The organism is Paracidovorax wautersii, from assembly GCF_900113035.1.
Lineage (GTDB): Bacteria > Pseudomonadota > Gammaproteobacteria > Burkholderiales > Burkholderiaceae_C > Paracidovorax > Paracidovorax wautersii.
In genome coordinates this window covers 557,119-583,454 of the sequence record NZ_FONX01000001.1, presented here as the reverse complement: position 1 = coordinate 583,454, position 26,336 = coordinate 557,119, and the positions used below count along the sequence as shown (strand labels likewise).

The 26,336-nt window shown below is 68.0% G+C and carries 23 protein-coding genes; 10 read left to right on the top strand and 13 right to left on the bottom strand.

The features are described 5' to 3' along the window. Positions 1-33: 33 nt before the first annotated feature. Complete coding sequence (locus BM070_RS02490) at positions 34-573, bottom strand: TRAP transporter small permease subunit (protein ID WP_092937220.1); 540 nt, start codon at positions 571-573, stop codon at positions 34-36. Between the two features lie 215 nt (positions 574-788). Beyond that, positions 789-1,943: a substrate-binding domain-containing protein gene (locus BM070_RS02485; protein WP_092937219.1), complete on the bottom strand. Its 1,155-nt coding sequence runs from the start codon at positions 1,941-1,943 to the stop codon at positions 789-791. 52 nt (positions 1,944-1,995) lie between these two features. Between BM070_RS02485 and BM070_RS02480 the strand changes: the two genes are divergently transcribed. Genes BM070_RS02480 through BM070_RS02470 form a run of 3 tightly spaced genes read left to right on the top strand, consistent with a single transcriptional unit; the run spans position 1,996 to position 4,309 of the window. Further along, positions 1,996-2,733 (top strand): ABC transporter permease, encoded by a 738-nt coding sequence (locus BM070_RS02480; RefSeq protein ID WP_092937218.1) that lies wholly within the window; start codon positions 1,996-1,998, stop codon positions 2,731-2,733. Beyond that, positions 2,730-3,473, top strand: coding sequence for an ABC transporter ATP-binding protein (locus BM070_RS02475; RefSeq protein WP_092937217.1), 744 nt, complete (start codon positions 2,730-2,732; stop codon positions 3,471-3,473). The genes BM070_RS02480 and BM070_RS02475 overlap by 4 nt, the downstream gene beginning before the upstream one ends. Continuing rightward, positions 3,470-4,309, top strand: coding sequence for an ABC transporter substrate-binding protein (locus tag BM070_RS02470; RefSeq protein ID WP_092937216.1), 840 nt, complete (start codon positions 3,470-3,472; stop codon positions 4,307-4,309). Before BM070_RS02475 ends, BM070_RS02470 begins: the two co-directional genes overlap by 4 nt. Here the strand turns inward: BM070_RS02470 and BM070_RS02465 are convergent. From BM070_RS02465 to modA, 7 genes are all read right to left on the bottom strand, one after another. Beyond that, entirely contained in the window at positions 4,232-5,968 is a 1,737-nt protein-coding gene (locus BM070_RS02465; protein ID WP_092937215.1) for an EAL domain-containing protein, read from the bottom strand. The two genes, BM070_RS02470 and BM070_RS02465, sit on opposite strands and share 78 nt — an antisense overlap. Positions 5,969-6,090: 122 nt before the next feature. Beyond that, the gene (locus BM070_RS02460) at positions 6,091-7,869 is read right to left on the bottom strand and encodes a methyl-accepting chemotaxis protein (protein ID WP_092937214.1); all 1,779 of its coding nucleotides are present in this window, start codon (positions 7,867-7,869) and stop codon (positions 6,091-6,093) included. A gap of 523 nt (positions 7,870-8,392) precedes the next feature. After that, positions 8,393-8,749, bottom strand: a complete 357-nt coding sequence (nirD, locus tag BM070_RS02455) for a nitrite reductase small subunit NirD (protein ID WP_092937213.1) — start codon at positions 8,747-8,749, stop codon at positions 8,393-8,395. Positions 8,750-8,796: 47 nt separating this feature from the next. Continuing rightward, on the bottom strand, positions 8,797-11,328 hold the full coding sequence (gene nirB / locus BM070_RS02450; RefSeq protein WP_092937212.1) for a nitrite reductase large subunit NirB: 2,532 nt from the start codon (positions 11,326-11,328) through the stop codon (positions 8,797-8,799). A gap of 395 nt (positions 11,329-11,723) precedes the next feature. Next, a complete protein-coding gene (gene modC, locus BM070_RS02445) occupies positions 11,724-12,839 on the bottom strand; it encodes a molybdenum ABC transporter ATP-binding protein (RefSeq protein ID WP_092937323.1) in 1,116 nt (371 codons plus the stop codon). Further along, positions 12,836-13,513: a molybdate ABC transporter permease subunit gene (gene modB, locus BM070_RS02440; RefSeq protein ID WP_092937211.1), complete on the bottom strand. Its 678-nt coding sequence runs from the start codon at positions 13,511-13,513 to the stop codon at positions 12,836-12,838. Before modB ends, modC begins: the two co-directional genes overlap by 4 nt. A gap of 297 nt (positions 13,514-13,810) precedes the next feature. Further along, a complete protein-coding gene (gene modA, locus BM070_RS02430; RefSeq protein WP_092937208.1) occupies positions 13,811-14,611 on the bottom strand; it encodes a molybdate ABC transporter substrate-binding protein in 801 nt (266 codons plus the stop codon). A gap of 80 nt (positions 14,612-14,691) precedes the next feature. Between modA and BM070_RS02425 the strand changes: the two genes are divergently transcribed. From BM070_RS02425 to BM070_RS02395, 7 genes are all read left to right on the top strand, one after another. Beyond that, positions 14,692-15,513, top strand: coding sequence for a TOBE domain-containing protein (locus BM070_RS02425; RefSeq protein WP_245785071.1), 822 nt, complete (start codon positions 14,692-14,694; stop codon positions 15,511-15,513). Between the two features lie 138 nt (positions 15,514-15,651). After that, the gene (locus BM070_RS02420; RefSeq protein ID WP_092937204.1) at positions 15,652-16,422 is read left to right on the top strand and encodes an ABC transporter ATP-binding protein; all 771 of its coding nucleotides are present in this window, start codon (positions 15,652-15,654) and stop codon (positions 16,420-16,422) included. Further along, positions 16,422-17,135 (top strand): ABC transporter ATP-binding protein, encoded by a 714-nt coding sequence (locus BM070_RS02415; RefSeq protein WP_092937202.1) that lies wholly within the window; start codon positions 16,422-16,424, stop codon positions 17,133-17,135. Before BM070_RS02420 ends, BM070_RS02415 begins: the two co-directional genes overlap by 1 nt. A 68-nt stretch (positions 17,136-17,203) precedes the next feature. Beyond that, on the top strand, positions 17,204-18,415 hold the full coding sequence (locus BM070_RS02410) for an ABC transporter substrate-binding protein (protein WP_092937200.1): 1,212 nt from the start codon (positions 17,204-17,206) through the stop codon (positions 18,413-18,415). 173 nt (positions 18,416-18,588) lie between these two features. Beyond that, the gene (locus BM070_RS02405) at positions 18,589-19,758 is read left to right on the top strand and encodes an ABC transporter substrate-binding protein (RefSeq protein ID WP_245785084.1); all 1,170 of its coding nucleotides are present in this window, start codon (positions 18,589-18,591) and stop codon (positions 19,756-19,758) included. 89 nt (positions 19,759-19,847) lie between these two features. Beyond that, entirely contained in the window at positions 19,848-20,732 is an 885-nt protein-coding gene (locus BM070_RS02400; protein ID WP_092937196.1) for a branched-chain amino acid ABC transporter permease, read from the top strand. Positions 20,733-20,787: 55 nt separating this feature from the next. Further along, the gene (locus BM070_RS02395; protein WP_092937194.1) at positions 20,788-21,798 is read left to right on the top strand and encodes a branched-chain amino acid ABC transporter permease; all 1,011 of its coding nucleotides are present in this window, start codon (positions 20,788-20,790) and stop codon (positions 21,796-21,798) included. Between the two features lie 154 nt (positions 21,799-21,952). Here BM070_RS02395 and BM070_RS02390 read toward each other — a convergent pair whose 3' ends face one another. From BM070_RS02390 to BM070_RS24010, 4 genes are all read right to left on the bottom strand, one after another. Continuing rightward, a complete protein-coding gene (locus tag BM070_RS02390) occupies positions 21,953-23,125 on the bottom strand; it encodes a lipocalin-like domain-containing protein (RefSeq protein ID WP_092937192.1) in 1,173 nt (390 codons plus the stop codon). A gap of 30 nt (positions 23,126-23,155) precedes the next feature. Continuing rightward, the gene (locus BM070_RS02385; protein ID WP_092937190.1) at positions 23,156-24,223 is read right to left on the bottom strand and encodes a PLP-dependent cysteine synthase family protein; all 1,068 of its coding nucleotides are present in this window, start codon (positions 24,221-24,223) and stop codon (positions 23,156-23,158) included. Between the two features lie 177 nt (positions 24,224-24,400). Beyond that, a complete protein-coding gene (locus tag BM070_RS02380; protein ID WP_092937188.1) occupies positions 24,401-25,234 on the bottom strand; it encodes a DUF3825 domain-containing protein in 834 nt (277 codons plus the stop codon). 228 nt (positions 25,235-25,462) lie between these two features. Further along, positions 25,463-26,302, bottom strand: a complete 840-nt coding sequence (locus BM070_RS24010; protein ID WP_139222756.1) for a hypothetical protein — start codon at positions 26,300-26,302, stop codon at positions 25,463-25,465. Between the last annotated feature and the right edge of the window lie 34 nt (positions 26,303-26,336).

Sequence of the window (26,336 nt, the reverse complement as noted above, 5' to 3'; positions counted from 1 at the left end):
GGAATCGGGTGGGCGTCTTCGTGCGGGCCGCGCTCATTGCAGCGGCTTCTCGTAGTGGGTGTTCATCGTCAGGTGGCCGGTGAGCACCGCCACGCGCTTGATGATCTCCGCCACGCCCTGCAGGAACATGGCGCCGAAGCCCAGCGGCAGCAGCAGCCCGGCGGGCCAGCGGATCAGGCCGCCGATGTTGCCGGACATCTCCTGCGTGACGTACATGTTCCAGAAGAAGGGCACGGTCAGCCAGGTCAGCAGGCCCATCACCGGCAGCAGGAAGAAGAGCAGGCCGAACAGGTCGATGAGCACCTGGCCGCGCGCCTTGAGCCGGCCGTAGATGATGTCCACGCGCACGTGTTCGTTGAGCTTGAGCACCACGGGCGCGCCCAGCATCACGGTGGTGCCGAAGAGGTACCACTGGATCTCCAGCCACGCGTTGGAGCTCATGTCGAGGCCGTAGCGCACCAGCGCATTGCCCGCGGAAATGAGGGCGGCGGCCAGCACCGCCCAACCGGCGACCTTGCTGAGCTTGGTGGAAATCCAGTCCATGCCCATGGCCAGCCTGAGGAGTCCTGACATGGCTTGTCTCCTGTCTTGTAATCAGAGTGAACGCAGAGTGACACGGGCCCGCGCATGGGGCCCGTGAATCGGGGTCGGGCGATTACAGCGCATCCTAGGCCCGCCCGCTGAGAAAAGACTGACGCGCAGGATTGGGGTTTTCCTTGAAGCGGCACCCCGGTCGGGGCTTGCCCAGGGCCTGCGGCGGCGCGGCGCTGCGGCCGGCCGCGCCCGATTCACTCGCCCGTGGCCGGCGGGCTGCGGCGCCGGCGCGCCGCCGGAAAGCTCCACCAGGGCAGCACGCGGCTCATGGCCAGCACCTCGCCGCAGCGCATGGGCGCGTAACCGGGCATGGCCGCCATGCGTTGCTGCCAGGCGGCGGTCTGCAGCAGATCGCGCAGCGCCCGCGTGGCGGGCTGCTCCAGCGAGGACTTGAGGCAGGCCAGGTGGTAGCGCTCTTGCGCCAGGGGCACGAAGTCCAGCCCGCGCGCGCGCGCGGCCAGCTCGATGCCCATGCCCACATCGGCCGCGCCCGAGGCGATGGCCTGCGCCAGCGCGCCGTGCGAGGGCTCCACATGCAGCTCGCCGTCCGGGGCATCCGCACCGATGTCGCCCGGCTGCAGGCCGGCCTGGGCCAGCAGGTCGCCCAGCAGCACGCGGGTGCCCGAGCCCAGCGGCCGGTGGATGAAGCGCGCCCCGGTGCGCGCCACGTCGGCCAGCGACTGCAGGCCCAGCGGGTTGCCGCGCGCCACGATCAGGCCCTGCGTGCGCCGCGCGAAGCCGATGATCTTGTGCAGGCCGGGCTGCAGCAGCGGCTGGTAGGTGCGCGCGGCGAGCGAATCGGGCGAAGGCTGCTCCAGCGTGTGGAAGCCGGCGATGGTGCAGCGGCCCTCGTTGAGCGCGCGGATGGCGTCCACGCTGCCGGTGAAGCGGATGTCCAGGTGCAGTGCGCCGCCGGCCGTGCCGGCCGCGTTCGATGCGGCATGGGCGCGCAGCACCGACAGCGCGTCGTCGTGGCTGGCGTAGAGCGTCAGCACGTGGCTGCGGTCGTCGAAGGCGACGGCGAAGGCGCGTTCCAGGTCGGCGCGCAGCGCCTCGATCTGCGGTGCCAGGCGCGCCTGGGCCTGGCGTTCGGCCCACAGCAGCTTGGTGCCGAATTCGCTCAGCTGCGCGGACTGGCCCTTGCCCCAGACGATGAGTTCGCCGCCCAGCTCGTCTTCCCATCGCTTGAGAGCACCCCAGACATGGCGGTAGGAGAGATCCAGCGCGCGCGCCGCCGCCGAGATGGAACCTTGATGCGCGACGGCCTGCAGGGTGTCGAGCAGGGGATTGCGGATGAGTGCGTCGCCCGCGTCGCGGCTGAGCGTGTAGTGAAGCTGGACCCTATGCACGGAATTTCATATCGCTGGACATTGCTGAGCTTCATACGATAGCCCACAACCCATGTCCACGATGACCCAAAGCGCGGCCACTGCGCTCGACCTGCTCACCTCCCTCGATGCCGCGCTGTGGACCATCGTCGGCCGCTCGCTGTCCGTCAGCGCCACCGCCTGCCTGCTGGCCTGCGGCATGGGCCTGGTGCTGGGCGCCTGGCTGGGCGTGGCGCGCTTCCCCGGGCGCGGCGCGGTGCTCGCGGTGCTCAACACGCTGCTGGCCGTGCCCTCGGTGGTGGTGGGCCTGGGCGTCTATCTGCTGCTCTCGCGCAGCGGCCCGCTGGGTGCCTGGGGCTGGCTCTTTTCCTTCAAGGCCATGGTGCTGGCGCAGACCCTGCTGGTGCTGCCCGTGGTCACCGCGCTGACCCGCCAGGTGGTCGATGACGCCGACCGCGCCCATGGCGAGCAACTGCAGTCGCTGGGCGCCGGGCCGCTGCTGCGCAGCCTGCTGCTGGCCTGGGACGAGCGCTACGCGCTGCTCACCGTGCTCATCGCCGCGTTCGGCCGCGCCATCTCCGAAGTGGGGGCGGTGATGATCGTGGGCGGCAACATCGACGGCTTCACCCGCGTGATGACCACCGCCATCGCGCTGGAGACCAGCAAGGGCGATTTGCCCCTGGCGCTGGCGCTGGGCCTGGTGCTGCTGGCCGTGGTGCTGGCGCTGAACGTGTGCATCGCAGGGCTGCGCCGCTGGCGCGAGCGCACCGATGGCGCCGCCGTCGCCGGCGCTGCGGCGGTGGCGGCATGAGCGCCGTGCCGGCCGCAGCGGGGGCGCCGCTTTTCGATTTGCAGGGCGTGGGCCTGCGCCACGGCCGGGTGCAGGCGCTGGCCGGCATCGACCTGCGCGTGTGGCCGGGCGAGCGCCTGGCCCTGGTTGGCGCCAACGGCAGCGGCAAGAGCAGCCTGCTGCGCGTGCTGCACGGCCTGGTGCGGCCCACCTCCGGGCAGCTGCTGCACGATGCCGGCTGCCGCCAGGCCATGCTGTTCCAGCGCCCCTTCATGCTGCGCACCAGTGCGCTGCACAACGTGGCCCTGGGGCTGTGGCTGGGCGGCGCGCGCTGGGCCGAGGCGCGGAGCCTCGCGCTGCAGGCCCTGGGCCGCGCGGGCCTGGCCGATGCCGCCGCGCAGAGCGCGCGCACGCTCTCGGGCGGGCAGCAGCAGCGCCTGGCGCTGGCCCGCGCCTGGGCCCGCCGGCCCGATCTGCTGCTGCTGGACGAGCCCACCGCCAGCCTGGACCCGCATGCCAAGCGCGAGGTCGAGGCGCTGATGGCCGAGTTCGCCGCCGGCCACGCCGGCACGGGCATTGGTGCCGCGCAGCCGGTCACCATGGTGTTCAGCAGCCACAACCTGGGCCAGGTCAAGCGCCTGGCCAGCCGCGTGGTGTACCTGGAGCACGGCCGCATCATGGCCGACCTGCCGGTGCACGATTTCTTCCACGGGCCGCTGCCTGAAGCGGCCCGCCTGTTCGTCAAAGGAGAGATGGTATGAAGTGTTGGAACGGTTTCAAGGGTTTCGGGCCGCTGGCGCCCTGGGGCAAAGCGCTGGCTGCTACGGTTTTGGTAGCAACCGTGGGCGTGGCGTCGGCGCAGTCGATCACCATGGCATCCACCACGTCCACCGAGCAGTCGGGGCTGTTCAGCCACTTGCTGCCGGCCTTCAAGCAGGCCAGCGGCCTGGACGTGAAGGTGGTGGCCGTGGGCACCGGGCAGGCGCTGGACATGGCGCGCCGCGGCGACGCCGACGTGCTCTTCGTGCACGACCAGGCGGCCGAGGAGAAGTTCGTCGCCGACGGCTGGGCGGTCAAGCGCTACCCGGTCATGTACAACGACTTCGTGCTGATCGGCCCGCCCGCGGACCCCGCCGGCGTGCGCGGCCAGGACATCGTCGCTGCACTGGGCAAGATCGCCGCCGCCAACGCCGAGTTCATCTCGCGCGGCGACAAGAGCGGCACGCATGCGGCCGAGCTGCGCTACTGGAAGCTGGCGGTAGGCGATGGCAGCAAGGGCCGCGGCTACAAGGAATGCGGCTGCGGCATGGGCCCGGCGCTGAACATCGCCGCCTCCAGCGGCGCCTACGTGCTGGCCGACCGGGGCACCTGGCTGAACTTCAAGAACCGCGCCGCGCTGGCGGTGCTGGTGCAGGGCGACCGCCGGCTCTTCAACCAGTACGGCGTGATGGTGGTGAACCCTGCGCGCCATCCGCACGTGAAGGCGGCGGATGCGCAGAAGTTCGTGGACTGGGTGATCTCACCCGCCGGCCAGGCTTCGATTGCCGATTACAAGGTGGGGAACGAGCAGCTGTTCTTCCCGAACGCCCAGCCTTGAGGGCGAGGCGGCGCTGGCCGCCGGCGTGCCCGCGGCCAGCAGGGCGTTCATTTCCTGCAGCCGCAGCGGCGCCTGCTCGCGCAGCCAGGCCGGCACATCGCAGGCCGGCACCGGCCGCGCGAACAGGTAGCCCTGGATGTTGTCGATGCCGCTGCCCACGACGAGGCACAGCTCCTCGGCCGTTTCCACCCCTTCCACGATCACCGGCACGCCCAGCTCGCGGGCCATGGCTGCCACATGGCGCAGCAGCGCCTGGCGGCGCAGGTCCTGCGCGATCCTGCGCAGGAAGAGCCGGTCGCACTTGATGCCCGCGATGGGCAAGTCGGCCAGCGTGCCCAGCGACGAATAGCCGACGCCGAAATCGTCCATCACCACGTGCACGCCGACGGACTGCAGCTGGTCCATGGCCTGCGTCATGCCCGGGCCGCTGGCGATGATGGCGTGCTCCGTGAGCTCCAGCTTCAGCGCCTGGTCGGGCAGGCCGCGCCGGGCCAGCTCCGCCGCGAGCCAGCCGGAAAAATCCGGGTCTAGCAAGGTGATCGGGGCCACGTTCACGCTGATGGCGACCTGCTGCCCGCAGGCCTGCTGCCAGTGGCGTACGTGGTCCATCGCATTGCGCAGGATGAGCCGGTCCACCCGCCGCGTGATGCCGTGCAGGTCGCACACCAGAAAGAACAGCTCGGGGTTCACCGGGCCCAGCCGCGGGTGGTGCAGGCGCAGCAGCGCTTCGAGGTGCAGCGTGCCTTCGCGCAGATTGGCGATGGGCTGGAAGTGCAGCGCCAGCCGTTGCGGCTGCAGCAGTTCGTGCAGGTGGTCGGCGATCAGGGCGAGCTGCGCGTCGCGCTCGGGCGTCAGCGGCGCGTTCGAGGCCCGCAGCATCTGCAGGCCCTGGCGCAGCAGCTGCTGGCGGCCCTTGTCGTGCCGCATGGCCAGCAGCTGGTCCAGCGCCAGCATCGCCGCGAACAGCAGCACGCTGACGAGCAGGACGGGATCGTTGCCGGCCTGGGCTTCCGGCGGCAGCGGCTTCATCGGGAACATGTTGCACAGCATCCAGTGCCACCCGACGAGCCCGGCCCCGCAGGGCACGAGATCGATGAACCAGCCCAGCACGCCCGAGGCCGGATGGCCCTTGAGCTTGGCGGAGCGCAGCCGCAGCGCCGCGAAGAACACGATGGTCAACGACAGTGCGCTCGCCACGGCGGCGGCCGTGAGGTCGATCTGCGTGAAGTCCTGCACGTACGAGGAGATCAGGGCGGCATGGGCCAGCATCACGCCCAGGGCCATGCCCCCGCAGGCCCAGGCCAGCTGCCACTTGCGCACGCTGAGGCTCAGGGTGGGAATGGTCAGCCGGCAGCTGGCGACCATGAGCAGGAGGGCGGCGAGCGCATTGCCCAGTTCGAGCGCGTGGGGCTGCAGATCGCCATACATGAAGAAGCCCGCCACATCCAGCGACCAGGCGATGGCGCCGATGACCATGCCGGCGCGTGCGCCGCTCATGCGCCGGCTGGGCGAGTCCACCGCCGTGGCCGCATGCTCTGCGAGGCGGCGGCAGAGCATCACCACCAGCATGGAGACGATCCAGAAGGTGAGGGCCGCCGGCCAGGGCGGAAAGTCCACGCTCAAGGGTGCGCTGGTGGCGATCGGCGGTGAGGTCGGCATGCGGGGCCCTCTCTCTCAGTGCAGTTTTTTGAATTGCGTTTCATCATAGAGGCGCAATCCACTGCCTGGCGAGGTCCGCTCGCCCCGGGCATACCGTCAGGGCATCGGGCTGCCGCGCCGTTTCAGAAGGTTTCCCAGTCGGCGTCGGCGCCTGCAGCGGCCAATGCGGGGGCGGGCTTGGCCGGTGCGGGCGGCCGGGGCGCTGGCGCGCTGGCTTTTCCGCTCGGCGGAAAGGCTGCAGGTCGGTGCGTCGGCGCCCTGTTGCCGGCCAGGGAGGGCAGGGCGGCAGGGGGCCGCTCTTGCGCCAGTTGCGGCGCAACCTGTGTGGCGGCGGCGCGGCCCGCGGCGGCCAGGCGGAAGGTCGCGACGGAGGCCAGCAGCTGGTCTGCCTGGGTCTTGAGGCTGCTGGCGGCGGCCGCGCTTTCTTCGACGAGCGCGGCGTTCTGCTGCGTGACCTGGTCCATCTGCGCGATGGCTTCGCCCACCTGGGCCACGCCCTGGCTCTGCTCGGTGCTGGCGGCGCTGACTTCGCCGATGAGGTCCGCCACCCGGCGGATGGAGCTCACCACCTCCGACATGGTGGTGCCCGCCTGCGTGACCTGGGTCGTGCCCTGTTCGACCTGCGAGACGCTGGCGTCGATCAGGCGCTTGATCTCCTTGGCCGCCTCGGCGCTGCGCCCGGCGAGGCTGCGCACTTCGCTCGCCACCACGGCGAAGCCCCGGCCCTGCTCGCCGGCACGGGCCGCTTCCACGGCCGCGTTGAGCGCCAGGATATTGGTCTGGAAGGCGATGCCGTCGATCACGCTGATGATCTCGGCGATCTTCTTGGAGCTGTCGTTGATGCCCTGCATGGTCTCGACGACCTGCTGCACCACCTCGCCGCCCTGGGTCGCCACGTTAGAAGCATTGATCGCCAACTGGTTGGCCTGCCGGGCGCTGTCCGCGTTCTGCTTGACCGTGCTGGAGAGCTGCTCCATCGACGCGGCCGTCTCTTCGAGGGCGCTGGCCTGCTGCTCCGTGCGGCCGCTCAGGTCGTGGTTGCCCTGCGCGATCTCGGTGCTGGCGGTCGCCACCCCGTCGGCATTGCTGCGCACCGACGACACGGTGCGCACCAGGCTCTTCTGCATCTCGTCCATCTTGGCCATCAGGCTGTCGGCATCGCCCGGGCGCAGGTGGATGGGCACGCTCAGGTCGCCTTCTGCCGTGGAGCGCACGATGGCGGCGGCGATGCTGGGCTCGGCCCCCAGCTGGCGGAACAGGCTGCGTGCCAGCAGCATGCCCAGGCCCATGGTCAGCACGCACAGCGCGATGCCGCCGAAGATCAGCGTGTTGCTGGTCACCACGCTGGTCTGGTCCAGCTCCGCCGAACGCTTTTCGAGCAGGGTGGATTCCTCGCGCATGAAGGTCGCCACGTCCGCGCGGAAGGCGTCCATCACCACCTTGTCCTTGCCGGCCCGGAACTCCTGCAGCAGGGCTTCCAGCGACAGCCGGCCTGCGGTGGTGTCGCGCCGCAGCTGGATGAGCTGGTTGGCGACCTGCAGGAATCCCTGATGGTCGGCCTGCATCTTGTCGAGCCGGGCCTGCTGGGCCGGGTTGTCGCTGGTTGCGCGCTTGGCGCTATCGAACGCGGCCTTGAAGGCTTGCTGGCCCTGTTGCAGCGGCTCCAGGAATTTCTCGTCGCCGCTCGCGACGAAACCGCGCAGGCCGGTTTCGATGTTGACCATGTTCAGCAGCATGCCCTGCCCGTAGCTCAGGACCTCCTGGGTATGCGTGTTCCAGAGCGTGGCGTCACGCATCCTCGAGAAGTTGAAGACGGCGACCGCCAGCAGGCTCGCGGCGAGCAGCAGGATCGCCGAGAAGGTGAGGGTGAGCTTGCGCTTGAGTGTCCATGTATCAGCCATGTGGCGTCTCCGATCTGCCGTTCTGCAAGAACTGGGGTTATGCGACGGGCGTGCGAAAGCCATCCACTTCTCCAGGGGGGAGTTCAGGGCCTGTCTCTTCGAGGCATTCCGCGCGTCCGTGCGGGATCGCCCTGTCAAGGGGATCTGGCGGCATGCCGCCGGGTCGGCGGGTTCTTGCCGTCGATCAACTCAGTCCGGCCTGCCGGGCCTCGTGGGTCGGCAGGTGGTTCGTGGATCGCGGCGAGGGCCCGCGGATGATCGCCCTTGGCAATCCCGTGGGCCTTTATACATTACGAAATGATAAATATGATTTTTATGAAACCTATCGGGTAAGATTCCGCAGGGTGGACTATTCGGTTCTGCAGAATTGGGCGGGCACTCGACAGGGCGTGCGTCCGCCGGCGCATGGCGGACGGCTGGTGGCCGGCTGAGGGTGGAGCCCGCGGCTTGCCACCGACTGGCCGGGCTGCGCGAGCAAGGCCGGTCCTTGGCGGCACGGCCCATGGGACATCTTCAGCGGGCCCTAGCCGGAAAGCGCCACGCAGACCCGGCCTTGCTGCACGCGCACCGCATGGGCGCGCACGGAGTTCTGCGGCGCCTCCAGGCATTCGCCGGTACGCAGGTCGAAGTGGTTCTTGTAGAGCGGCGAGGCCACCACCACGCGCTCGCCCAGGCTGCCGATGAGCCCGCGCGAGAGCACGCTGGCGCCGGACTGCGGATCGACGTTGTCGATGGCGTGGAACTGGTCGGGGCCGACGCGGAAGATGGCGACGTGGCGGCCTTGCACCAGCGCGCAGACGCCGGTGCCGGGCACGATGTCGTCGGCGGCGCAGACGTCGATGGCGCTGGCGTCGGTGGGTTGCTGGGTCTCGGTGTTCATGGGGCGTTGTTTCCTGAGGTCGGGGTCCAGGGGCCGGGGCTGCGCCGTCAGGCGGGGGCGCCTTCGGTGGCCGGTGCCAGCGCGCGTTCGTCGCTGCGGGCCGGCCGGATCTGGCCGCGCTCGTTCACGAAGACGATGCGCTCGTCGGGCTGGTCGCTGTTGACGAAGGTGCGGAAGCGCTGGCGCACGGCCGGGTCGCTCACGGCGGTCTTCCATTCGCACTGGTAGGTGTCCACCACGTGCTGCATCTGCGCTTCCAGCTCGGCGTTCAGGCCCAGCGTGTCGTTCAGCAGCACGCCCTTGAGGTAGTCCAGCCCGCCTTCGAGGTTGTCGCGCCAGGTGCTGGTGCGCTGCAGGCGGTCGGCGGTGCGCACGTAGAACATCAGGAAGCGGTCCACCAGCCGCACCAGCTCTTCCTTCGAAAGATCGGAGGCCAGCAGCTCCGCATGGCGCGGCTTCATGCCGCCGTTGCCGCAGACGTAGAGGTTCCAGCCCTTCTCGGTGGCGATGATGCCCACGTCCTTGCCCTGCGCCTCGGCGCATTCGCGGGTGCAGCCCGAGACGCCGAACTTGATCTTGTGCGGCGCGCGCAGGCCCTTGTAGCGGTTCTCCAGCTCCACGGCCAGGCCCACGCTGTCGCCCACGCCGTAGCGGCACCAGGTCGATCCCACGCAGCTCTTCACCGTGCGCAGCGACTTGCCGTAGGCGTGGCCCGACTCGAAGCCGGCGGCGATCAGCTCTTCCCAGATCAGCGGCAACTGCTCCACGCGCGCGCCGAACAGGTCGATGCGCTGGCCGCCCGTGACCTTGGTGTAGAGGCCGTATTTCTTGGCCACCTGGCCCACGGCGATCAGCCCGTCGGGCGTGACCTCGCCGCCGGCCATGCGCGGCACGACGGAGTAGGTGCCGTCCTTCTGGATGTTGCCGAGGAAGTAGTCGTTGCTGTCCTGCAGGCTCGCCAGCTGCGGCTTGAGCACGAACTCGTTCCAGCACGAGGCGAAGATGCTGGCCGCCACCGGCTTGCACACGTCGCAGCCCAGGCCCTTGCCGTGCCGGGCGAGCAGGTCTTCGAAGGTCTTGATCTCGCCCACGCGGATCAGGTGGAAGAGTTCCTGGCGCGAATACGGGAAGTGCTCGCAGAGGTGGTTGTTCACCGCCATGCCGCGCTTGGCCATTTCGGCCTTCATCACCTGGGTGACCAGCGGCACGCAGCCGCCGCAGGTGGCGCCGGCCTTCGTGCAGGCCTTCATTTCGGCGACGGTGCAGGCGCCTTCGCCCACGGCGGCGCAGATCCGGCCCTTGCTCACGTTGTTGCACGAGCAGATCTGGGCGGTGTCGGGCAATGCCTCCACGCCCAGGCCGGGCTTGGCCTTGCCGTCGCTTGAGGGCAGGATCAGGAATTCGGGCTCCTCGGGCAGGGCGATGCCGTTGAGAGCCATCTGCAGCAGCGTGCCGTATTCGTCGGCATTGCCCACCAGCACGGCGCCCAGCAGCGTCTTGCCGTCATCGCTCACCACGATCTTCTTGTAGATCTGCTTGCGCTCGTCGATGTACTGGTAGCTGCGGCAATTCGGCGTCCGGCCCTGCGCGTCGCCGATGCTGGCCACGTCCACGCCCATCAGCTTGAGCTTGGTGCTCATGTCGGCGCCCGCGAACGCCGCGTCGGCCTGGCCGGCGATGTGGCGCGCCGCCACGCGGGCCATGTCGTAGCCGGGCGCGACCAGGCCGAAGAGCTGCTCGTTCCACGAGGCGCATTCGCCGATGGCATAGACGCTGCGGTCGCTGGCGCGGCAGTGCTCGTCCACCGCCACGCCGCCGCGCGGGCCCAGGGCCAGCGCGCACTGGCGCGCCAGCTCGTCGCGCGGGCGGATGCCGGCGGAGAACACGATCATGTCGGTCTCCAGATGGGTGCCGTCGGCGAAGACCATGCGGTGGCGCGCCGTGGCGCCGTCGGTGATCTCCACCGTGTTGCGGCTGGTGTGCACTTGCACGCCCAGCGCCTCGATCTTGCTGCGCAGCACGCGGCCGCCGCCATCATCGACCTGCACCGTCATCAGGCGCGGGGCGAATTCGACCACGTGCGTCTCCAGGCCCAGGTCGCGCAGCGCCTTGGCGCATTCCAGGCCCAGCAGGCCGCCGCCCACGACCACGCCGGTCTTCGAATGCGCGCCGCTGGCCTTCATGCCTTCCAGATCCTCGATGGTGCGGTAGACGAAGCAGTGGGGCCGGTCGCGGCCCGGCACCTGGGGCACGAAGGGCACGGAGCCGGTCGCCAGCACCAGCTTGTCGTAGTGCAGCACCTCGCCGTCCAGGGTGGTCACGGTGTGGTTGCGCCGCTCGATGGAGGCGGCGCGCGCCGCCAGCCGCAGCGTGAAGCCGCTGCGCTCGAAGAAGCCCGGCTCCACCACCGACAGCTCCTCGGCCGTCTTGCCCGCGAAGAATTCCGAGAGGTGGACCCGGTCGTAGGCCGGGCGCGGTTCCTCGCACAGCACGGTCACCTCGGCGGCGACCTGCAGTTGCTCCAGCTCTTCCAGAAACTTGTGGCCGACCATGCCGTGGCCTACAACGATGATTTTCATGGGGTCTTTCCTGCGTTTCCAGGCCGGGCCGGGGCTCTGGCAGGCGGCGGGCGGTCTTGGCTCAAGCAAGACGCGTCGCACGGCAGGGGCCCCCGCTCAAGCGCGGATGAAGTCGGTTGGGAACGGCCGACGCAGGCCGCCGCCCATCGGAAAAAGGGGCCGCGCTGGCATGCATCGGGTTCCGCCTTCGTTGGCGGAGGCTGTGAAAGACCGCAGCGGCACTGCCACGGGCTTCAGGCCTGCTCGCAGCAGGATTCGTGCCCGGCCTTTGTATGCCTGGGGGCGCTGCCAGCGGGGGCGGGCGGGGCGTTCTGCACCAGTCTGGGGTGCAGCGCCGGCCCGATTCGGGGCGGGGGCACCGCCGTGCTGTGTTGCCTCAGAACGTGTTCACGTTCTCAGTCCAGCACGGCCACGCCCTTGACCTGTGCCAGCAGCGCCTGCCCCACCGCCAGCCCCAGGTGGTGGGCCGAGCGCTGCGTGATGCGCGCCAGCAGCGGCGTGCCGGCGGCATCCAGCGCGACCATGACCTGGCCCGGGCCGTCGGGCTGCAGCGCGGTGATGCGCACGGCCACCGCGTTCAGGATGCTGCTGCCGCGTGGTGCCGAGAGCGCCAGGCTCACGTCGCGCGCCTGCACGCGCAGCCGGATCGGCTGGCCCGGCGCCCGGGCGCGGGCCGAGGCGAAATGCAGCCGCCCGCCCGCGAAGGCCATCGTGGTGAGGTGGTCGTGCGCGTCGTGCGACTCCACGCTGCCGGCCACCACCGTGGCGGCGCCGTCGCCGTGGGCGAGCGGCAGGTCCAGCCGCGAGAGCAGCTCGGCAGTGGGGCCGGCAGCCTCGACCCGGCCGTCGCGCAGCAGCACCAGGTGCGCGGCCAGGCGGGCGACCTCGTCCTGCGCATGGCTCACATAGACGACGGGAATGTCCAGCCCGCGCTGCAGGCCCTCCAGATAGGGCATGACCTCGGCCTTGCGCGCCGCATCCAGCGCGGCGAGCGGCTCGTCCATGAACAGCACGGCGGGGCTGGCTGCCAGGGCGCGGGCGATGGCCACGCGCTGGCGCTCGCCGCCCGAGAGCGTGGCGGGGTTGCGCTCCATCAGGCCGGCCAGGCCCAGCAGCTCCACCGCCTGCTCCAGCGCCACGCGCCGCCGCGCGGCGGGCACGCGGCGCAGGCCGTATTCGATGTTGCCGCGCACGCTCAGGTGCGCGAACAGGCTGGATTCCTGGAACACGTAGCCCAGGCCGCGCCGGTGCGTGGGCAGCCACAGGCGGCGGGCATCGTCCTGCCAGGGCTGGCCGTTCACCACGACGCAGCCCTGGGCCCGCTCCAGCCCGGCCATGGCGCGCAGGCAGCTGGTCTTGCCGCAGCCCGAGGGGCCGAACAGCGCCGTGATGCCGCGCCCGGGCAGCGACAAGGCCACATCCAGCGTGAAGCCGGCACGCTCCAGCCGCAGCTGCGCCTCGATGGCGTCGGCAGGCGGTTGCTGCTGCGGCGGCTGCGGCTTTTCCGTCATGGCGCGCGGCGCTCCGGCTGCCACCACTGCAGCGCCAGCAGCACGATGAACGAGAACGCCACCATGCCGCCCGCGAGCCAGTGGGCCTGCGTGTACTGCAGCGCTTCGACATGGTCGTAGATCTGCACCGACACCACCCGCGTCACGCCCGGAATGTTCCCGCCCAGCATCAGCACCACGCCGAACTCGCCCACGGTGTGGGCGAAGCTCAGGATGCCGGCGGTGATGAAGCCCGGCCGCGCCAGCGGCAGCACCACGCTGAAGAAGCGGTCGATGGGCCCCGCGCCCAGCGTGGCCGCCACCTCCAGCGGGCGCGCGCCCAGCGATTCGAAGGCGCGCTGCAGCGGCTGCACGGCAAACGGCAGCGAATAGGCCACCGAACCCACCAGCAGCCCCCAGAAGGTGAAGGGCAGGGTGCCCAGGCCCAGCCACTGGGTGAAGGCGCCCACCGCACCCTGCGGGCCCATCAGCATCAGCAGGTAGAAGCCCAGCACGGTGGGCGGCAGGACCAGCGGCAGCGCCACCACGGCGGCCACCGGGCGGCGCCAGCGCGAGCGCGTGTGCGCCAGCCACCAGGCCAGCGGCGTGCAGAGCACCAGCAGGATGGCCGTGGCCAGTCCCGCCAGCCGCAGCGTGAGGCCGATGGCCGCGAAGTCTTCCGCTGTCAGGGGCATGCCGTTAGAACGATGCGTTCAAGGTCTTAGAACGTGTTTACGATCTCGCAGGGGATCGCGTTGGAGCGCAATCGGGATGAGTGGACGCTTCGGGTGCGCCGCATGGGCTCATGCCCATGCAAGCAGCCGGGGCGTCCAATCGCCCGATTTCGCTCCAACCCGAAGGGCAGCTGTGTGGGCGGGCGGTCTGCGGCGTTGCGGCGCTTGTGAATAGCCGTGCTATTCACTGCGCACCGCGCCTTGCATCCCATCCCGCCCACACCGCTGCGCGACCCCTGGGAGATCGTAAACACGTTCTTAGATCCCGTAGCCGTAGGAGCGGATCACCGCGCGCGCCGCATCCGAGCGAAGGTACTGCAGCAGCGCCCGGGCGGCGGCGCTGTCCTTGCCGGCGGCCAGCAGCACGGCGTCCTGGCGGATGGGTTCGTGCAGGCTGGCCGGCACGCGCCAGGCCGAGCCGCGCGCGATGCGCCCGTCTTCCATGACCTGCGAGAGCGCCACGAAGCCCAGCTGCGCATTGCCGCTGGCGACGAACTGGTAGGTCTGCGCGATGTTCTCGCCCATCACCAGCCGGGGCTGCACGCGCGCCGCCACGCCCAGCTTGTCCAGCGTCTGCTGCGCGGCCAGGCCGTAGGGCGCGAGCTTGGGGTTGGCGATGGCGATGTGGGCGAAGTCGCCCGTGCGCAGCACCTGGCCTTCGGCGTCCACATAGCCGGGCTGGGCGCTCCAGAGCACCAGCTGGCCCACCGCGTAGGTGAAGCGCGATCCGGCCACGGTCCGGCCCTCGCTTTCCAGCCGGACAGGCGTGGCATCGTCGGCGGCCAGCAGCACCTGGAAGGGCGCGCCGTTGATGATCTGCGCGTAGAACTTGCCTGTGGCGCCCGACGACAGCACCGCCTTGTGGCCGGTGGCCTGCTCAAAGGCGGTGGCGATCTTCTGCATGGGCGCGATGAAGTTGGCCGCCACGGCGACGGAGACTTCGTCCGCCTGCGCCGCCGCCATGCCGCCCAGAGCGAGGGCGAGGCCGGCCAGCAGGTGGCGCAGGCTGCGGGGCTGGCGGGCGGGTTGCGGGCGGAAGGTCGTGCAGCTGGAAGACATGGCGGGCGGCTTTCGCTATTCCTTGGATGAATAGCGAAAGTATAGCCAGCGGGCCTCTTGCCCCCCGCCGTGGCGGCATGATGGCGCCCATGCAAGAACGCGCACCACAGCTGGCCTATTCCGAAGCGCTGGGCCATGGCCTGGCCGACCGGCGCATCGCCATCCTGCGCCACATCGGCGAAGGCGGCTCCATTTCGCAGGCCGCGCGCGCCGTGGGCGTGAGCTACAAGGCCGCATGGCAGGCGCTGGACACGCTCACCAACCTGGCCGGCGTGCCCCTGGTGGAGCGGCTGGTGGGTGGCGCGGGCGGCGGCGGCGCGCGGCTGACCGATGCGGGCCGCCAGCTGCTGGCCGCGGCGCGCACGTTGGACGCGGCCCGTAGCGCGGCCCTGGCCCGCATCGACCCGGCCGCCGGCGCGCAGGCGCTGGGTGGCCTGGCGGTGCGCACCAGCATGCGCAACCAGTGGCCCTGCGTGGTGCAGGCGCTGCAGGCGCACGGCCCGCTGGTGCTGGTGCAACTGCAGGGCGATGCGGCGGCGGCGCAGGCCCTGTCCGTGCGCGCGCGCATCACCCGCGAAAGCGCCGAGCTGCTGGGCCTGGCGCCGGGCCTGCCGGTGCAGGCGCTGTGCAAGGCCACGGCGGTGCGGGCGGTGGCGCTGGGGCGGGGCGAAGCGCTGCCGGCCGCCAATGCCTGGGCGGGGCGCGTCACCCGCGTGTCGCGCGGCACGGCGGGCGACGAGGTCTCGGCGCAGCTCGATGCCGGGGTGCAGATGGTGGGCTTCGCGGCGGCGGCGAGCGGCCTGCGCAGCCGGGCGCGGGTGCTGCTCTCGGTGGACGAGTCGGCCGTGGTGCTGGCCGTGGCCCCCGGCGGCAGGGTTGGCGAGCATAGCGTTTCTACATAGGCATTAGCACATAGGCATTAGCCCCAGGTGCCCGGCCTGCGGGCGCGACTTAGGATGCGCTGCAACATTCCTGCAGTGCCGCTCGCCCGCCCTGGGCCGGCGCGGCTTGCAGCCCACCACGGAGCGGCCATCAGCGCAATGAGCGACGTCATCCTCGAAACCCACAGCCTGACCAAGCAGTTCAAGGGCTTCACTGCGGTCAGCGATGTCAACCTCGCCGTGCGGCGCGGTTCCATCCACGCGCTCATCGGCCCCAACGGTGCCGGCAAGACCACCTGCTTCAACCTGCTGACCAAGTTTCTGGAGCCCAGCTCGGGCACCATCCGGTTCAACGGGCACGACATCACCCGCGAGGCGCCCGCGCAGATCGCGCGGCGCGGCGTCATCCGCTCGTTCCAGATCTCGGCCGTGTTCCCGCACCTCACGCTGCTGGAGAACGTGCGCCTGGGCCTGCAGCGCCGGCTGGGCACCTCGTTCCACTTCTGGCGTAGCGCGGCCAGCCTGCGCCAGCTCGACGGCCGCGCGATGGAGCTGCTGGCCGAAGTCGGCCTGGAAGACCTGGCCCACGAGATGACAGTGAACCTGCCCTACGGCCGCAAGCGCGCGCTGGAGATCGCCACCACCCTGGCCATGGAGCCCGAGCTGATGCTGCTGGACGAACCCACCCAGGGCATGGGCCACGAAGACGTGGACCGCGTCACCCAGCTCATCAAGAAGGTATCGGCCGGCCGCACCATCCTCATGGTGGAGCACAACATGAAGGTGATCTCCACCATCGCCGACCGCATCACCGTGCTGCAGCGCGGCGCCGTGCTCGCCGAAGGCCCCTACGAAGAGGTCTCGAACAACCCGCAGGTGATGGAGGCCTACATGGGCACCACCGACGGCCAACTGCAGGGAGCGCATTGATGGCTGGCGTTCCCGCACTCGAAATCAGCGGCCTGCAGGCCTGGTACGGCGAATCGCATGTGCTGCATGGCGTGGACATGGTCGTGCAGCCGGGCGAGGTGGTCACGCTGCTGGGCCGCAACGGCGCGGGCCGCACCTCCACCATGCGCGCCGTGATGGGCCTGACGGGCGCGCGCAAGGGCTCGGTGAAGATCAACGGCACCGAGACCATCGCCATGGCCACGCACCGCATCGCCCACCTGGGCGTGGGCTACTGCCCGGAAGAGCGGGGCATCTTCTCCAGCCTCTCGTGCGAAGAGAACCTGCTGCTCCCCCCGGTGCTCAAGACCGGCACGCCGGGCATGCCGCTCGACGAGATCTACGCCATGTTCCCCAACCTGGCCGAGCGCCGCCACAGCCAGGGCACGCGGCTGTCGGGCGGCGAGCAGCAGATGCTGGCGGTGGCGCGCATCCTGCGCACGGGCGCCAAGCTGCTGCTGCTCGACGAGATCTCCGAGGGCCTCGCACCCGTGATCGTGCAGGCCCTGGCCCGCATGATCGTCATGCTGCGCCAGAAGGGCTACACGGTGGTGATGGTGGAGCAGAACTTCCGCTTCGCCGCGCCCCTGGCCGACCGCTTCTACGTCATGGAGCACGGGCGCATCGCGCTGCAGTTCGGCGCGGCCGAGCTGCAGGAGCGCATGCCGGTGCTGGGCGAGCTGCTCGGCGTCTGAGGCCCCCTGCCGTCCATCGCTTTGCCCCCGGACACAACGCATTTCCATCACATCAAGGAGACGACCCCATGCAAAAGAACCGACTCACCCGGCTGGCGACGGTGCTGGGCGCCCTGGGCCTGGCCGCAGCGGCCACGGCGCCCGCCCACGCGCAGGACAACAAGGTCAAGATCGGCTTCATCACCGACATGTCCAGCCTCTACGCCGACGTGGAGGGCAAGAACGGCGCGACCGCCATCCAGATGGCCATCGATGATTTCGGCGGCAAGGTGCTGGGCATGCCGATCGAGCTGATCTCGGCCGACCACCAGAACAAGGCCGACATCGCCGCCAGCAAGGCGCGCGAATGGATCGACACGCAGAACCTGACCATGCTCTTCGGCGGCACCAATTCGGGCACGGCTCTCGCCATGGCCAAGGTGGCGCAGGAGAAGAAGCGCGTCTTCATGGTCAACGGCGCCGGCACCTCGGCCCTGACCAACGAGCAGTGCAGCCCCTACACCGTGCACTACGCCTACGACACCGTGGCCCTGGCCAAGGGCACGGGCGGCGCGGTGGTGCAGCAGGGCGGCAAGGACTGGTTCTTCCTCACGGCCGACTACGCCTTCGGCGCGGCGCTGGAGGCCGACACGGCCAAGGTGGTCAAGGAAAAGGGCGGCCGCGTGCTGGGCAACGTGAAGCACCCGATCAACGCGTCGGACTTCTCCTCGTTCCTGCTGCAGGCGCAGAACTCCAAGGCGCAGATCCTGGGCCTGGCGAATGCGGGCGGCGACACCATCAATGCGATCAAGGCCGCCAAGGAATTCGGCATCAACAAGAGCATGAAGATCGCCGGCCTGCTGGTGTTCCTCACCGACATCCACAGCCTGGGCCTGAAGAACACCGAAGGCCTGCTGCTGACCACCAGCTGGGACTGGAACCTGGACGACAAGACGCGCGACTTCGGCCGCAAGTTCTTCGCCAAGACCAAGCGCATGCCCACCGACATCCAGGCGGCCGACTACTCGGCCACCATGAACTACCTGAAGGCCGTGCAGGCGGCCAACAGCACCGATGCCGACAAGGTGATGGAAAAGCTCAAGTCCACGCCCATCGACGACTTCTATGCCAAGGGCGTGATCCGCCCCGACGGCCGCTTCGCGCACGACATGTACCTCATGCAGGTCAAGTCGCCCGCCGAATCCAAGGCGCCGTGGGACTACTACAAGGTCATGGCCAAGCTGCCCGCCGACCAGGTCTGGACCACCAAGGCCGACAGCAAGTGCCCGCTCTGGAAGTGATGCCACTCCATCGCTGACCGATCGACGGAGGGGCGGGGGCGAGCCGGGCGCGCAAGACCCGGCCGGCCCCCGCAGACGCCAGGACCAACCCACAGGAGACGACGGACATGAAGCACGACACGATCGACACCACCCGCCCCGCGGCCTTCCCCCGCGCCCGGCTCGCCCTGGCGATGGCCCTGGGCCTGGCCGCATCCGCCGGCGCGCAGGCGCAGGCGCCGGACAAGGTCAAGATCGGCTTCATCACCGACATGTCCAGCCTCTACGCCGACGTGGAAGGCAAGAACGGCGCGGTCGCCATCCAGATGGCCATCGACGACTTCGGCGGCAAGGTGCTGGGCATGCCCATCGAACTGATGACGGCCGACCACCAGAACAAGGCCGACATCGCCGCCAGCAAGGCGCGCGAATGGATCGACACGCAGGGCCTGAGCATGGTCTTCGGCGGCACCAACTCGGGCACGGCGCTGGCCATGGCCAAGGTGGCGCAGGAGAAGAAGCGCGTCTTCATCAACAACGGCGCCGCCACCTCGGCGCTGACCAACGAGCAGTGCAGCCCCTACACCGTGCACTACGCCTACGACACCGTGGCCCTGGCCAAGGGCACGGGCGCGGCGGTGGTGGATGCGGGCGGCAAGAGCTGGTTCTTCCTCACGGCCGACTACGCCTTCGGCCACGCGCTGGAGTCGGACACCTCCCGGGTCGTCAAGGAAAAGGGCGGCACGGTGCTGGGCGCGGTGCGCCATCCGCTCAACGCTTCGGACTTCTCCTCTTTCCTCTTGCAGGCGCAGAACTCCAAGGCCCAGGTGCTGGGCCTGGCGAACGCCGGCGGCGACACCATCAACTCCATCAAGGCGGCCAAGGAATTCGGCATCGGCAAGACGATGAAGCTCGCCGGCCTGCTGATCTTCTTCAGCGACATCCACAGCCTGGGCCTGAAGACCACCGAGGGCCTGCAGTTCACCACCAGCTGGTACTGGGACCTGAACGACGAGACGCGCAAGTTCGCCGACCGGTTCATGGAAAAGACCAAGCGCCGCCCCACCGAGATCCAGGCGGCCGACTATTCCGCCACCATGAACTACCTCAAGGCCGTCGAAGCCGCCAAGACGCTCGATGCCGACAAGGTCATGGAAACCTGGCGCGGCATGAAGATGAATGACTTCTTCGGCTCCGGCACGCTGCGCGCCGACGGCCGCTACGTGCACGACATGTATCTCATGCAGGTCAAGTCGCCCGCCGAATCCAAGGGCACCTGGGACTACTACAAGCTCGTGAAGAAGCTGCCCGGCGACCAGGTGTTCGCGACCAAGGCCGAGAGCAAGTGCGCGCTCTGGCAGTGATGCACGCGCCGCAGCACCGCAGCCGCTGACCCGGCCGGACGTCCCACGCCACCCACACCACCCCTCATCCACCCTTCGCGCCCCCATCCATGGAACTCTTCGGTGTCTCACTGCCGGCCCTGCTGAGCCAGCTCCTGCTGGGGCTGGTCAACGGCTCGTTCTACGCCATCCTCAGCCTGGGGCTGGCGGTGATCTTCGGCCTGCTCAACGTGATCAACTTCGCGCACGGCGCGCTGTTCATGCTGGGCGCGCTGCTCACCTGGATGGGGCTGACCTACCTGGGCCTGAACTACTGGGTGATGCTGGTGGTGGCGCCCCTGGTGGTGGGGCTGGTGGGGGTGCTGATCGAGCGGCTGCTGCTGCGCTGGATCTACAAGCTCGACCACCTCTACGGCCTGCTGCTCACGCTCGGGCTCACGCTGCTGATCGAGGGCGTGTTCCGTTCCATCTACGGCGTCTCCGGGCTGGGCTACGACACGCCCGAGCTGCTGGAAGGCGCCACCAACCTCGGCTTCATGATCCTGCCCAACTACCGCGCCTGGGTGGTGGTGGCCTCGGTCGTCGTGTGCCTGGGCACCTGGTTCGTCATCGAGAAGACCAAGCTCGGCGCCTACCTGCGCGCCGGCACCGAGAACCCGCGCCTGGTCGAGGCCTTCGGCATCAACGTGCCGGTGATGATCACGCTCACCTACGCCTTCGGCGCGGCGCTCGCCGCCTTCGCGGGCGTGCTGGCCGCACCCGTTTACCAGGTCACGCCGCTCATGGGGCAGAACCTCATCATCGTGGTGTTCGCGGTGGTGGTGATCGGCGGCATGGGCTCCATCATGGGCTCCATCCTCACAGGCCTGGGCCTGGGCGTGATCGAGGGCTTCACCAAGGTGTTCTACCCCGAGGCTTCTTCCACCGTGGTCTTCGTCATCATGGTCATCGTGCTGCTCATCCGACCCGCGGGCCTCTTCGGCAAAGAGAAATGAACGACGACAACAAGAACAAAGCAGGGCAGACGACGAAGACACCCGAGGCCACCGCATGAACCAAAAGAACCTCACCGCCATCGGCTACGGCCTGCTGCTCGCAGGGCTCGTCGCCGCGCCGTTCCTGGGCGCCTATCCGGTCTTCGTGATGAAGCTGATGTGCTTCGCGCTCTTCGCCTCGGCCTTCAACCTGCTGCTGGGCTACACGGGCATGCTCTCGTTCGGGCATGCGGCCTTCCTGGGCGGCGCGGCCTACGTCACCGGCCACGTGGTCAAGGCCTGGGGCGCCACGCCGGAGCTGGGCCTGCTGGCCGGCACGCTGGCCGGCGCGCTGCTGGGGCTGGTCATGGGCTTCTTCGCCATCCGCCGCCAGGGCATCTACTCCACCATGATCACGCTGGCCCTGGCGCAGATGCTGTTCTTCGCCTGCCTGCAGGCGCCGTTCACGGGCGGCGAAGACGGCCTGCAGGGCGTGCCGCGCGGCAAGCTGTTCGGCGTGATCGACCTCTCCAGCGACCTGGCCATGTACTACGTGGCGCTGGTGGTGGTCGTGGCGGCCTTCCTGGTCATCGTGCGCACCATCCATTCGCCCTTCGGCCAGGTGCTCAAGGGCATCAAGGAAAACGAGCCGCGCGCCATCTCGCTGGGCTACGACACCAACCGCTTCAAGCTGCTGGCCTTCGTCATCTCGGCCGCCATCGCCGGGCTGGCCGGCGCGCTCAAGACGCTGGTGCTGGGCTTCGCCACGCTGTCCGACGTGCACTGGTCGTCGTCGGGCCACGTCGTGCTGATGACGCTGGTGGGGGGCCTGGGCACGCTCAGTGGCCCGCTGGTGGGCTCGGCCGTGGTCGTGCTGCTGGAAAACAAGATCGGCGAGCTGGGCAGCCTGCTGGCTTCCATCACCGGCGTGGACTGGTTTAACACCCTGGGCGAATCGGTCACCATCGTCACCGGACTGATCTTCGTGGTCTGCGTGCTGGCTTTCCGGCGCGGCATCATGGGCGAGATCCTGGCCTGGCTGGAGCGGCGCCGTGCGGGCCGCAAGGGTACGGCCGGGCCGCATTGAAGCCGCGGGAGGGGCTGGCCGGCGGTGATTGCAGGTCAAATCGCCCCGCAGCCCTTGCCCATCAAGCGCGGTGAGCTATCAAAAGAATAGCGCTGGGCAGGCTTGAAGATCGCTTCATCGATTGAAGGGCAGGGCCGGCAATGGCCGCCCTCCATCACCCCAGCCGCAGCCGCTGCGCGTAGCCCGTCATCTCCAGATAGCCCCGGCCCACCGCGCTGCCGGCGGCGTCGCGCAGCTCGCTCAGGCCCTCCCAATAGACGGCGCCCGTGGAACTGCTGCTGTCCAGCTCCTGGTCGTCCAGCAGCGCCCGCACCGTGAAGCGGCCGGCGGGCGTTTCCACTTGCCATTCGACCGGGTAGCGTGCCCCGGTGGCGCCACTTTGCCAGACCCGCTGCGGGGCGAAGCGCACTTCATCGGCGCCGAAGATGCGCGGCGCTGCATCAGCCCCCGCACGCCAGGAGCCACCCGCCCACAGCGCGCTGCCATCGGCGCGCCGCAGCCGGAAGGCCGTGAGCGCCGCGCCGCTGTCCAGGTTCATGCCGATCCAGTCCCAGCCCACGGCCTCGGGGTGCATCAGCGCCTCGCTCCATTCATGGTCCAGCCAGGCGCGGTGGCTCTGCGGCGGGCCGTCGGTGGCGACGGGCAGGCGCTGGCCCTCCAGCGTGATGTGCCCGCTCACCGCCAGCTGCGGCTGGCTGTAGTAGTAGCTCGCCTGCGCCGCATCGGGGCCCTTGCGCGAGAGGCCCGCGCTGCCCTGTAGCAGCACGGGCTGCGTGGTGTCGAAGCGCAGGTCCAGCGCGAAGCGGGCGGCCTGCACGCGCGCCGTGTAGCGGCTGCTGCCGGGCGTGGGGCCGTCCTCGCGCAACAGCTGCCAGTCGCGCAGGCGCACGTCGGTGTCGGCCTCGGCCGCCTCGGCGATGCCGAAGCCCGCACGGGCGATGCGCTGGTCGTGGTGCAGCTTGCGGCCCTGCAGATCGGTCAGCGCCGCATGGGCGAACACCAGCTGCCGCGCCGCGAAGGCCGACTGCAGCCGCTGCGTGGCCTCCACCCGCGAGCGGAAGAAAGTCACCTGGAAGCCCAAGGGCCGCCCGCCCGCCAGCGCGTGGCCGGTGATGTACCACCACTCGGTGCGCAGATCGGGGTGGCTGCCGTGGTCGCGCGGAAAGCGCAGCGTGCGCGGTGCCAGCGCCTGGGCCGCGCCGGCCGGCCACAGCGCCAGCAGGGCCGAACCCAGCGTGGCGCCTGCGCCCTGCAGCAGCCACCGGCGGCGGCTGGCGAGGGGCGGCGCGTCGCCGCCAGCGGGTGGGGGCGGGGTGTCGTGGTGCATCGCGGCCTTCGGGGTGCGTGCAGCAGGCCGTCAGGCCCGGCAGGACTGCAGCAGCGCGTCGATGCGCGCCCGCGCCGGGCCGCAGTCGCCCATGCGCGTCTGCACCCAGTCCGCGTCATAGTAGGTGGGCAGGTAGCGTTCGCCCGCATCGCACAGCAGCGAGAGGATCGCGCCCTGCTCGCCGGCCGCGCGCATCTCCGCCGCCAGCCGCAGCATGGCCACGAAGTTGGTGCCCGTCGAAGGCCCCACGCGCCGCCCCAGCAACTGCGACAGCGCCTGCATGGCGGCGATGGATTCGTCGTCGGCCACTTCCTCCATGCGGTCCACCAGCGTGCGGATGAAGCTCGGCTCCACGCGCGGACGGCCAATGCCCTCGATGCGCGAGCCCGGCGCCGTCAGCGTCGCCACGCCCGTGCGGTGGTAGAGGCTGAACACCGAACCCGCCGGGTCGGCCACGCACACCTGCGTGGCGTGGCGCTGGTAACGCACATAACGCCCGATGGTCGCGCTGGTGCCGCCCGTGCCCGCGCCCACCACGATCCAGCGCGGCACCGGGTGCCGCTCGCGCGCCATCTGCGTGAACATGCTCTCGGCGATGTTGTTGTTGCCCCGCCAGTCGGTGGCCCGCTCGGCATAGGTGAACTGGTCCATGTAATGCCCGCCCGTCTCCGCCGCGATGGAGCGCGCCGCGTCATAGACCTCGCCCGCGCTTTCCACGAAATGGCAGCGCCCGCCGTAGAACTCGATCAGCGCGATCTTCTCGGCCGAGGTGCTGCGCGGCATCACCGCCACGAAGGGCAAGCCCAGCAGGCGGGCGAAGTAAGCCTCGCTCACCGCCGTGGAGCCGCTGGACGATTCCACGATGGTCGAACCCTCATGCACCCAGCCGTTGCAGAGGGCGTAGAGAAACAGCGACCGCGCCAGCCGGTGCTTGAGGCTGCCGGTGGGGTGAGTGGATTCGTCTTTCAGATACAGGTCGATGCCGGCGGCGGCCAGGCCGGGTAGCTGCAGGGCGATCAGGTGGGTGTCGGCGCTGCGGTGGTAGTCGGCTTCGATGCGGGAGATGGCGGAGGGGAGCCAGGGGGAGGGGGACGTCATCCGGGGATTGTCGTGCAAGCAACTCTTGCGTCATCGTTACGGCTACGGCGGCTTTCGGCCACTAGCAGTCGGTGGTGGCAGGTGAAAGCGGGCGCTTAACGCCCGAGGTAAGCTGCGCCGGAGCGAAGCGAAGGGTACCAACAGGCAGAGTCTGTTGACGTCAGCTTGACCAACCAGTTAGGCGCTTTCGCCCCGCTCTGGGTTGTCAATTTGCTGAGGTGTAACGGTGGCAGAAGAGGCGTTCCACGCAGCAAGGAGCCAGTGGGGGAGTTGGTCGTGCCGCTTGACTGAAACCCGCGCATTCGCGTAAGGCATGTGAGGAAGAAGTACTGTGCGGACCAGCAATGTCTCTGGATTGACTTGGATGGGCGCAATGAGATCTGGGGCTTGTGTGATGTTCTCTCGACTTTGCAAATACAAGGGAACCAAATAGCTCATACGACCAAAGTACCAATAGGGAAGTTGAAGCCCCCGGTTGATTGACCATTGGATAGCGCCCGCTATCGCGCACATTTGAGCCACGGGGGGCGTTTTACCTAAAAATGGAACACGATCCTCGTTGTCTGTGAGGATGTGATCGTGCAACATCACGATTTCAAGCCCACGACGAAGTTCAGGTGCTGCGGGAATATCCGGCGGGGTTGGTAACTCGGGGGCAGATACGTCAGAGCCTGCGTGCACGCAATACAGCGGTTGACGGCCGGTATTGGTGTTTCGCTCAAAAACGAGATAAATTGGTGTTCCGTATCTGGTTTGGAGATGGCCGGCGGCAATGAATAGCTGATTACTGCTGGTTGTGTATCTCTGCTGCTCGATGCTCCATGCAAGATGGACGGCCAAATATTTTTCTAAGGCATAGTTGTCTGCACCCCAGTTCTCAGACAGCGCGTCGCGACTGAGTGTGGTGAAGATGCCTTGTGGAATATAGGCGAAACGTCTGATTCTCGCTACGACTTCGTTCGTGTACGGATCACCCAGTGCTGCCAATAGTTCGTCGTGCTGAAATGCCACAAATCCTCCGTTGTGATGATTGCTCTACGATTGCCGTAAGTGCCTAACGCCCAGGTTAACCGGCGCCGGAGCGCGAAGCACGTAGGGCACCAACACTGGTCGTGAAAATGGCGAAGCCATGGCTAGTGTTGGCGTCCGCGTTGAACCGCCAGTTAGGCTGTGGTGCGGAGTGGAAGGTATTCATGTTGGCAGTGTCGAATTTTTGGATTTTGTAAATCGCCTATCAATTCACGCACTTGTGAATTCTAGAAATTCCTTTCGAGTCATAACTTTGGTGTTAACGCCCAACCATTTATATGTGGCCTTAACCTTGTGGGCAAAATTCCTATCGTTTGTTATAAATATGTCTGCGTAAGCGGCATAAATTGCGTGGGTAGTGTCATGGAGGCTTGCTAAAAAATCTTCTGGCTTATCTGGAAAATACCTCTGGGTCTCAAGATGCTCCATTAGCTTTTCGATAACCATTTCAGTTATTGGGAAGTATGAGCGAATGTAGCCAAAACGAAGCATTGATGCAGCTATACGTTGTTTTGGTACAAATTTTCTAAAATCAGCATCCCTCTTCATTAACACATGATTGGCGCGAACAATTTTATTCAGACCAATCCTGAATTCCTCTAAGGTCTTTTGAATGTCTGAGTTATTGGCTTCTATTTTTTTGATGCAGCCAGATTGCTCCACTTCCTCACCTTTTGTTAGTTTGTGTTTTTGATGGTTTTCTGCAATTTTATTTCTATCATGCATTAGCATGACCCGCTCAAAGGTATCCTTCGGGTCTTCCTTGTATGTGTTTATACCATTGTGTCGGACGGAAGCTAGGTGGCTCATTGGGTAGGGCAGGAGGCAATATGAGTCAGTTAATTCCTTTAGGAAAGAAACCTTTTCATTGGCGCTCTCAATGCTTTGATTGTGGTGCTTTACCGTATTGGCAACTTCCTCTAAATGCGCTGGGCTAAAGATGATTCTGTTACCCTCTCTTTTTAGCTGATCTACTGCATCAATAACCTCTTGATTCCTTTTGTTCTTCAGGTCGATGATAATATTGTTGTCAAGATATACGTACTTCATAATTTCTCGGCCTTGGTTGAGGCCTAACGCTCAG

Excerpts from the sequence above, each read along its gene's own strand:
- BM070_RS02490 (WP_092937220.1), bottom strand. The coding sequence starts at position 573 with ATGTCAGGACTCCTCAGGCTGGCCATGGGCATGGACTGGATTTCCACC.
- BM070_RS02480 (WP_092937218.1), top strand. The coding sequence starts at position 1,996 with ATGTCCACGATGACCCAAAGCGCGGCCACTGCGCTCGACCTGCTCACC.
- BM070_RS02475 (WP_092937217.1), top strand. The coding sequence starts at position 2,730 with ATGAGCGCCGTGCCGGCCGCAGCGGGGGCGCCGCTTTTCGATTTGCAG.
- BM070_RS02470 (WP_092937216.1), top strand. The coding sequence starts at position 3,470 with ATGAAGTGTTGGAACGGTTTCAAGGGTTTCGGGCCGCTGGCGCCCTGG.
- BM070_RS02465 (WP_092937215.1), bottom strand. The coding sequence starts at position 5,968 with ATGCCGACCTCACCGCCGATCGCCACCAGCGCACCCTTGAGCGTGGAC.
- BM070_RS02460 (WP_092937214.1), bottom strand. The coding sequence starts at position 7,869 with ATGGCTGATACATGGACACTCAAGCGCAAGCTCACCCTCACCTTCTCG.
- nirD (WP_092937213.1), bottom strand. The coding sequence starts at position 8,749 with ATGAACACCGAGACCCAGCAACCCACCGACGCCAGCGCCATCGACGTC.
- nirB (WP_092937212.1), bottom strand. The coding sequence starts at position 11,328 with ATGAAAATCATCGTTGTAGGCCACGGCATGGTCGGCCACAAGTTTCTG.
- modC (WP_092937323.1), bottom strand. The coding sequence starts at position 12,839 with ATGACGGAAAAGCCGCAGCCGCCGCAGCAGCAACCGCCTGCCGACGCC.
- modB (WP_092937211.1), bottom strand. The coding sequence starts at position 13,513 with ATGCCCCTGACAGCGGAAGACTTCGCGGCCATCGGCCTCACGCTGCGG.
- modA (WP_092937208.1), bottom strand. The coding sequence starts at position 14,611 with ATGTCTTCCAGCTGCACGACCTTCCGCCCGCAACCCGCCCGCCAGCCC.
- BM070_RS02425 (WP_245785071.1), top strand. The coding sequence starts at position 14,692 with ATGGCGCCCATGCAAGAACGCGCACCACAGCTGGCCTATTCCGAAGCG.
- BM070_RS02420 (WP_092937204.1), top strand. The coding sequence starts at position 15,652 with ATGAGCGACGTCATCCTCGAAACCCACAGCCTGACCAAGCAGTTCAAG.
- BM070_RS02415 (WP_092937202.1), top strand. The coding sequence starts at position 16,422 with ATGGCTGGCGTTCCCGCACTCGAAATCAGCGGCCTGCAGGCCTGGTAC.
- BM070_RS02410 (WP_092937200.1), top strand. The coding sequence starts at position 17,204 with ATGCAAAAGAACCGACTCACCCGGCTGGCGACGGTGCTGGGCGCCCTG.
- BM070_RS02405 (WP_245785084.1), top strand. The coding sequence starts at position 18,589 with ATGGCCCTGGGCCTGGCCGCATCCGCCGGCGCGCAGGCGCAGGCGCCG.
- BM070_RS02400 (WP_092937196.1), top strand. The coding sequence starts at position 19,848 with ATGGAACTCTTCGGTGTCTCACTGCCGGCCCTGCTGAGCCAGCTCCTG.
- BM070_RS02395 (WP_092937194.1), top strand. The coding sequence starts at position 20,788 with ATGAACCAAAAGAACCTCACCGCCATCGGCTACGGCCTGCTGCTCGCA.
- BM070_RS02390 (WP_092937192.1), bottom strand. The coding sequence starts at position 23,125 with ATGCACCACGACACCCCGCCCCCACCCGCTGGCGGCGACGCGCCGCCC.
- BM070_RS02385 (WP_092937190.1), bottom strand. The coding sequence starts at position 24,223 with ATGACGTCCCCCTCCCCCTGGCTCCCCTCCGCCATCTCCCGCATCGAA.
- BM070_RS24010 (WP_139222756.1), bottom strand. The coding sequence starts at position 26,302 with ATGAAGTACGTATATCTTGACAACAATATTATCATCGACCTGAAGAAC.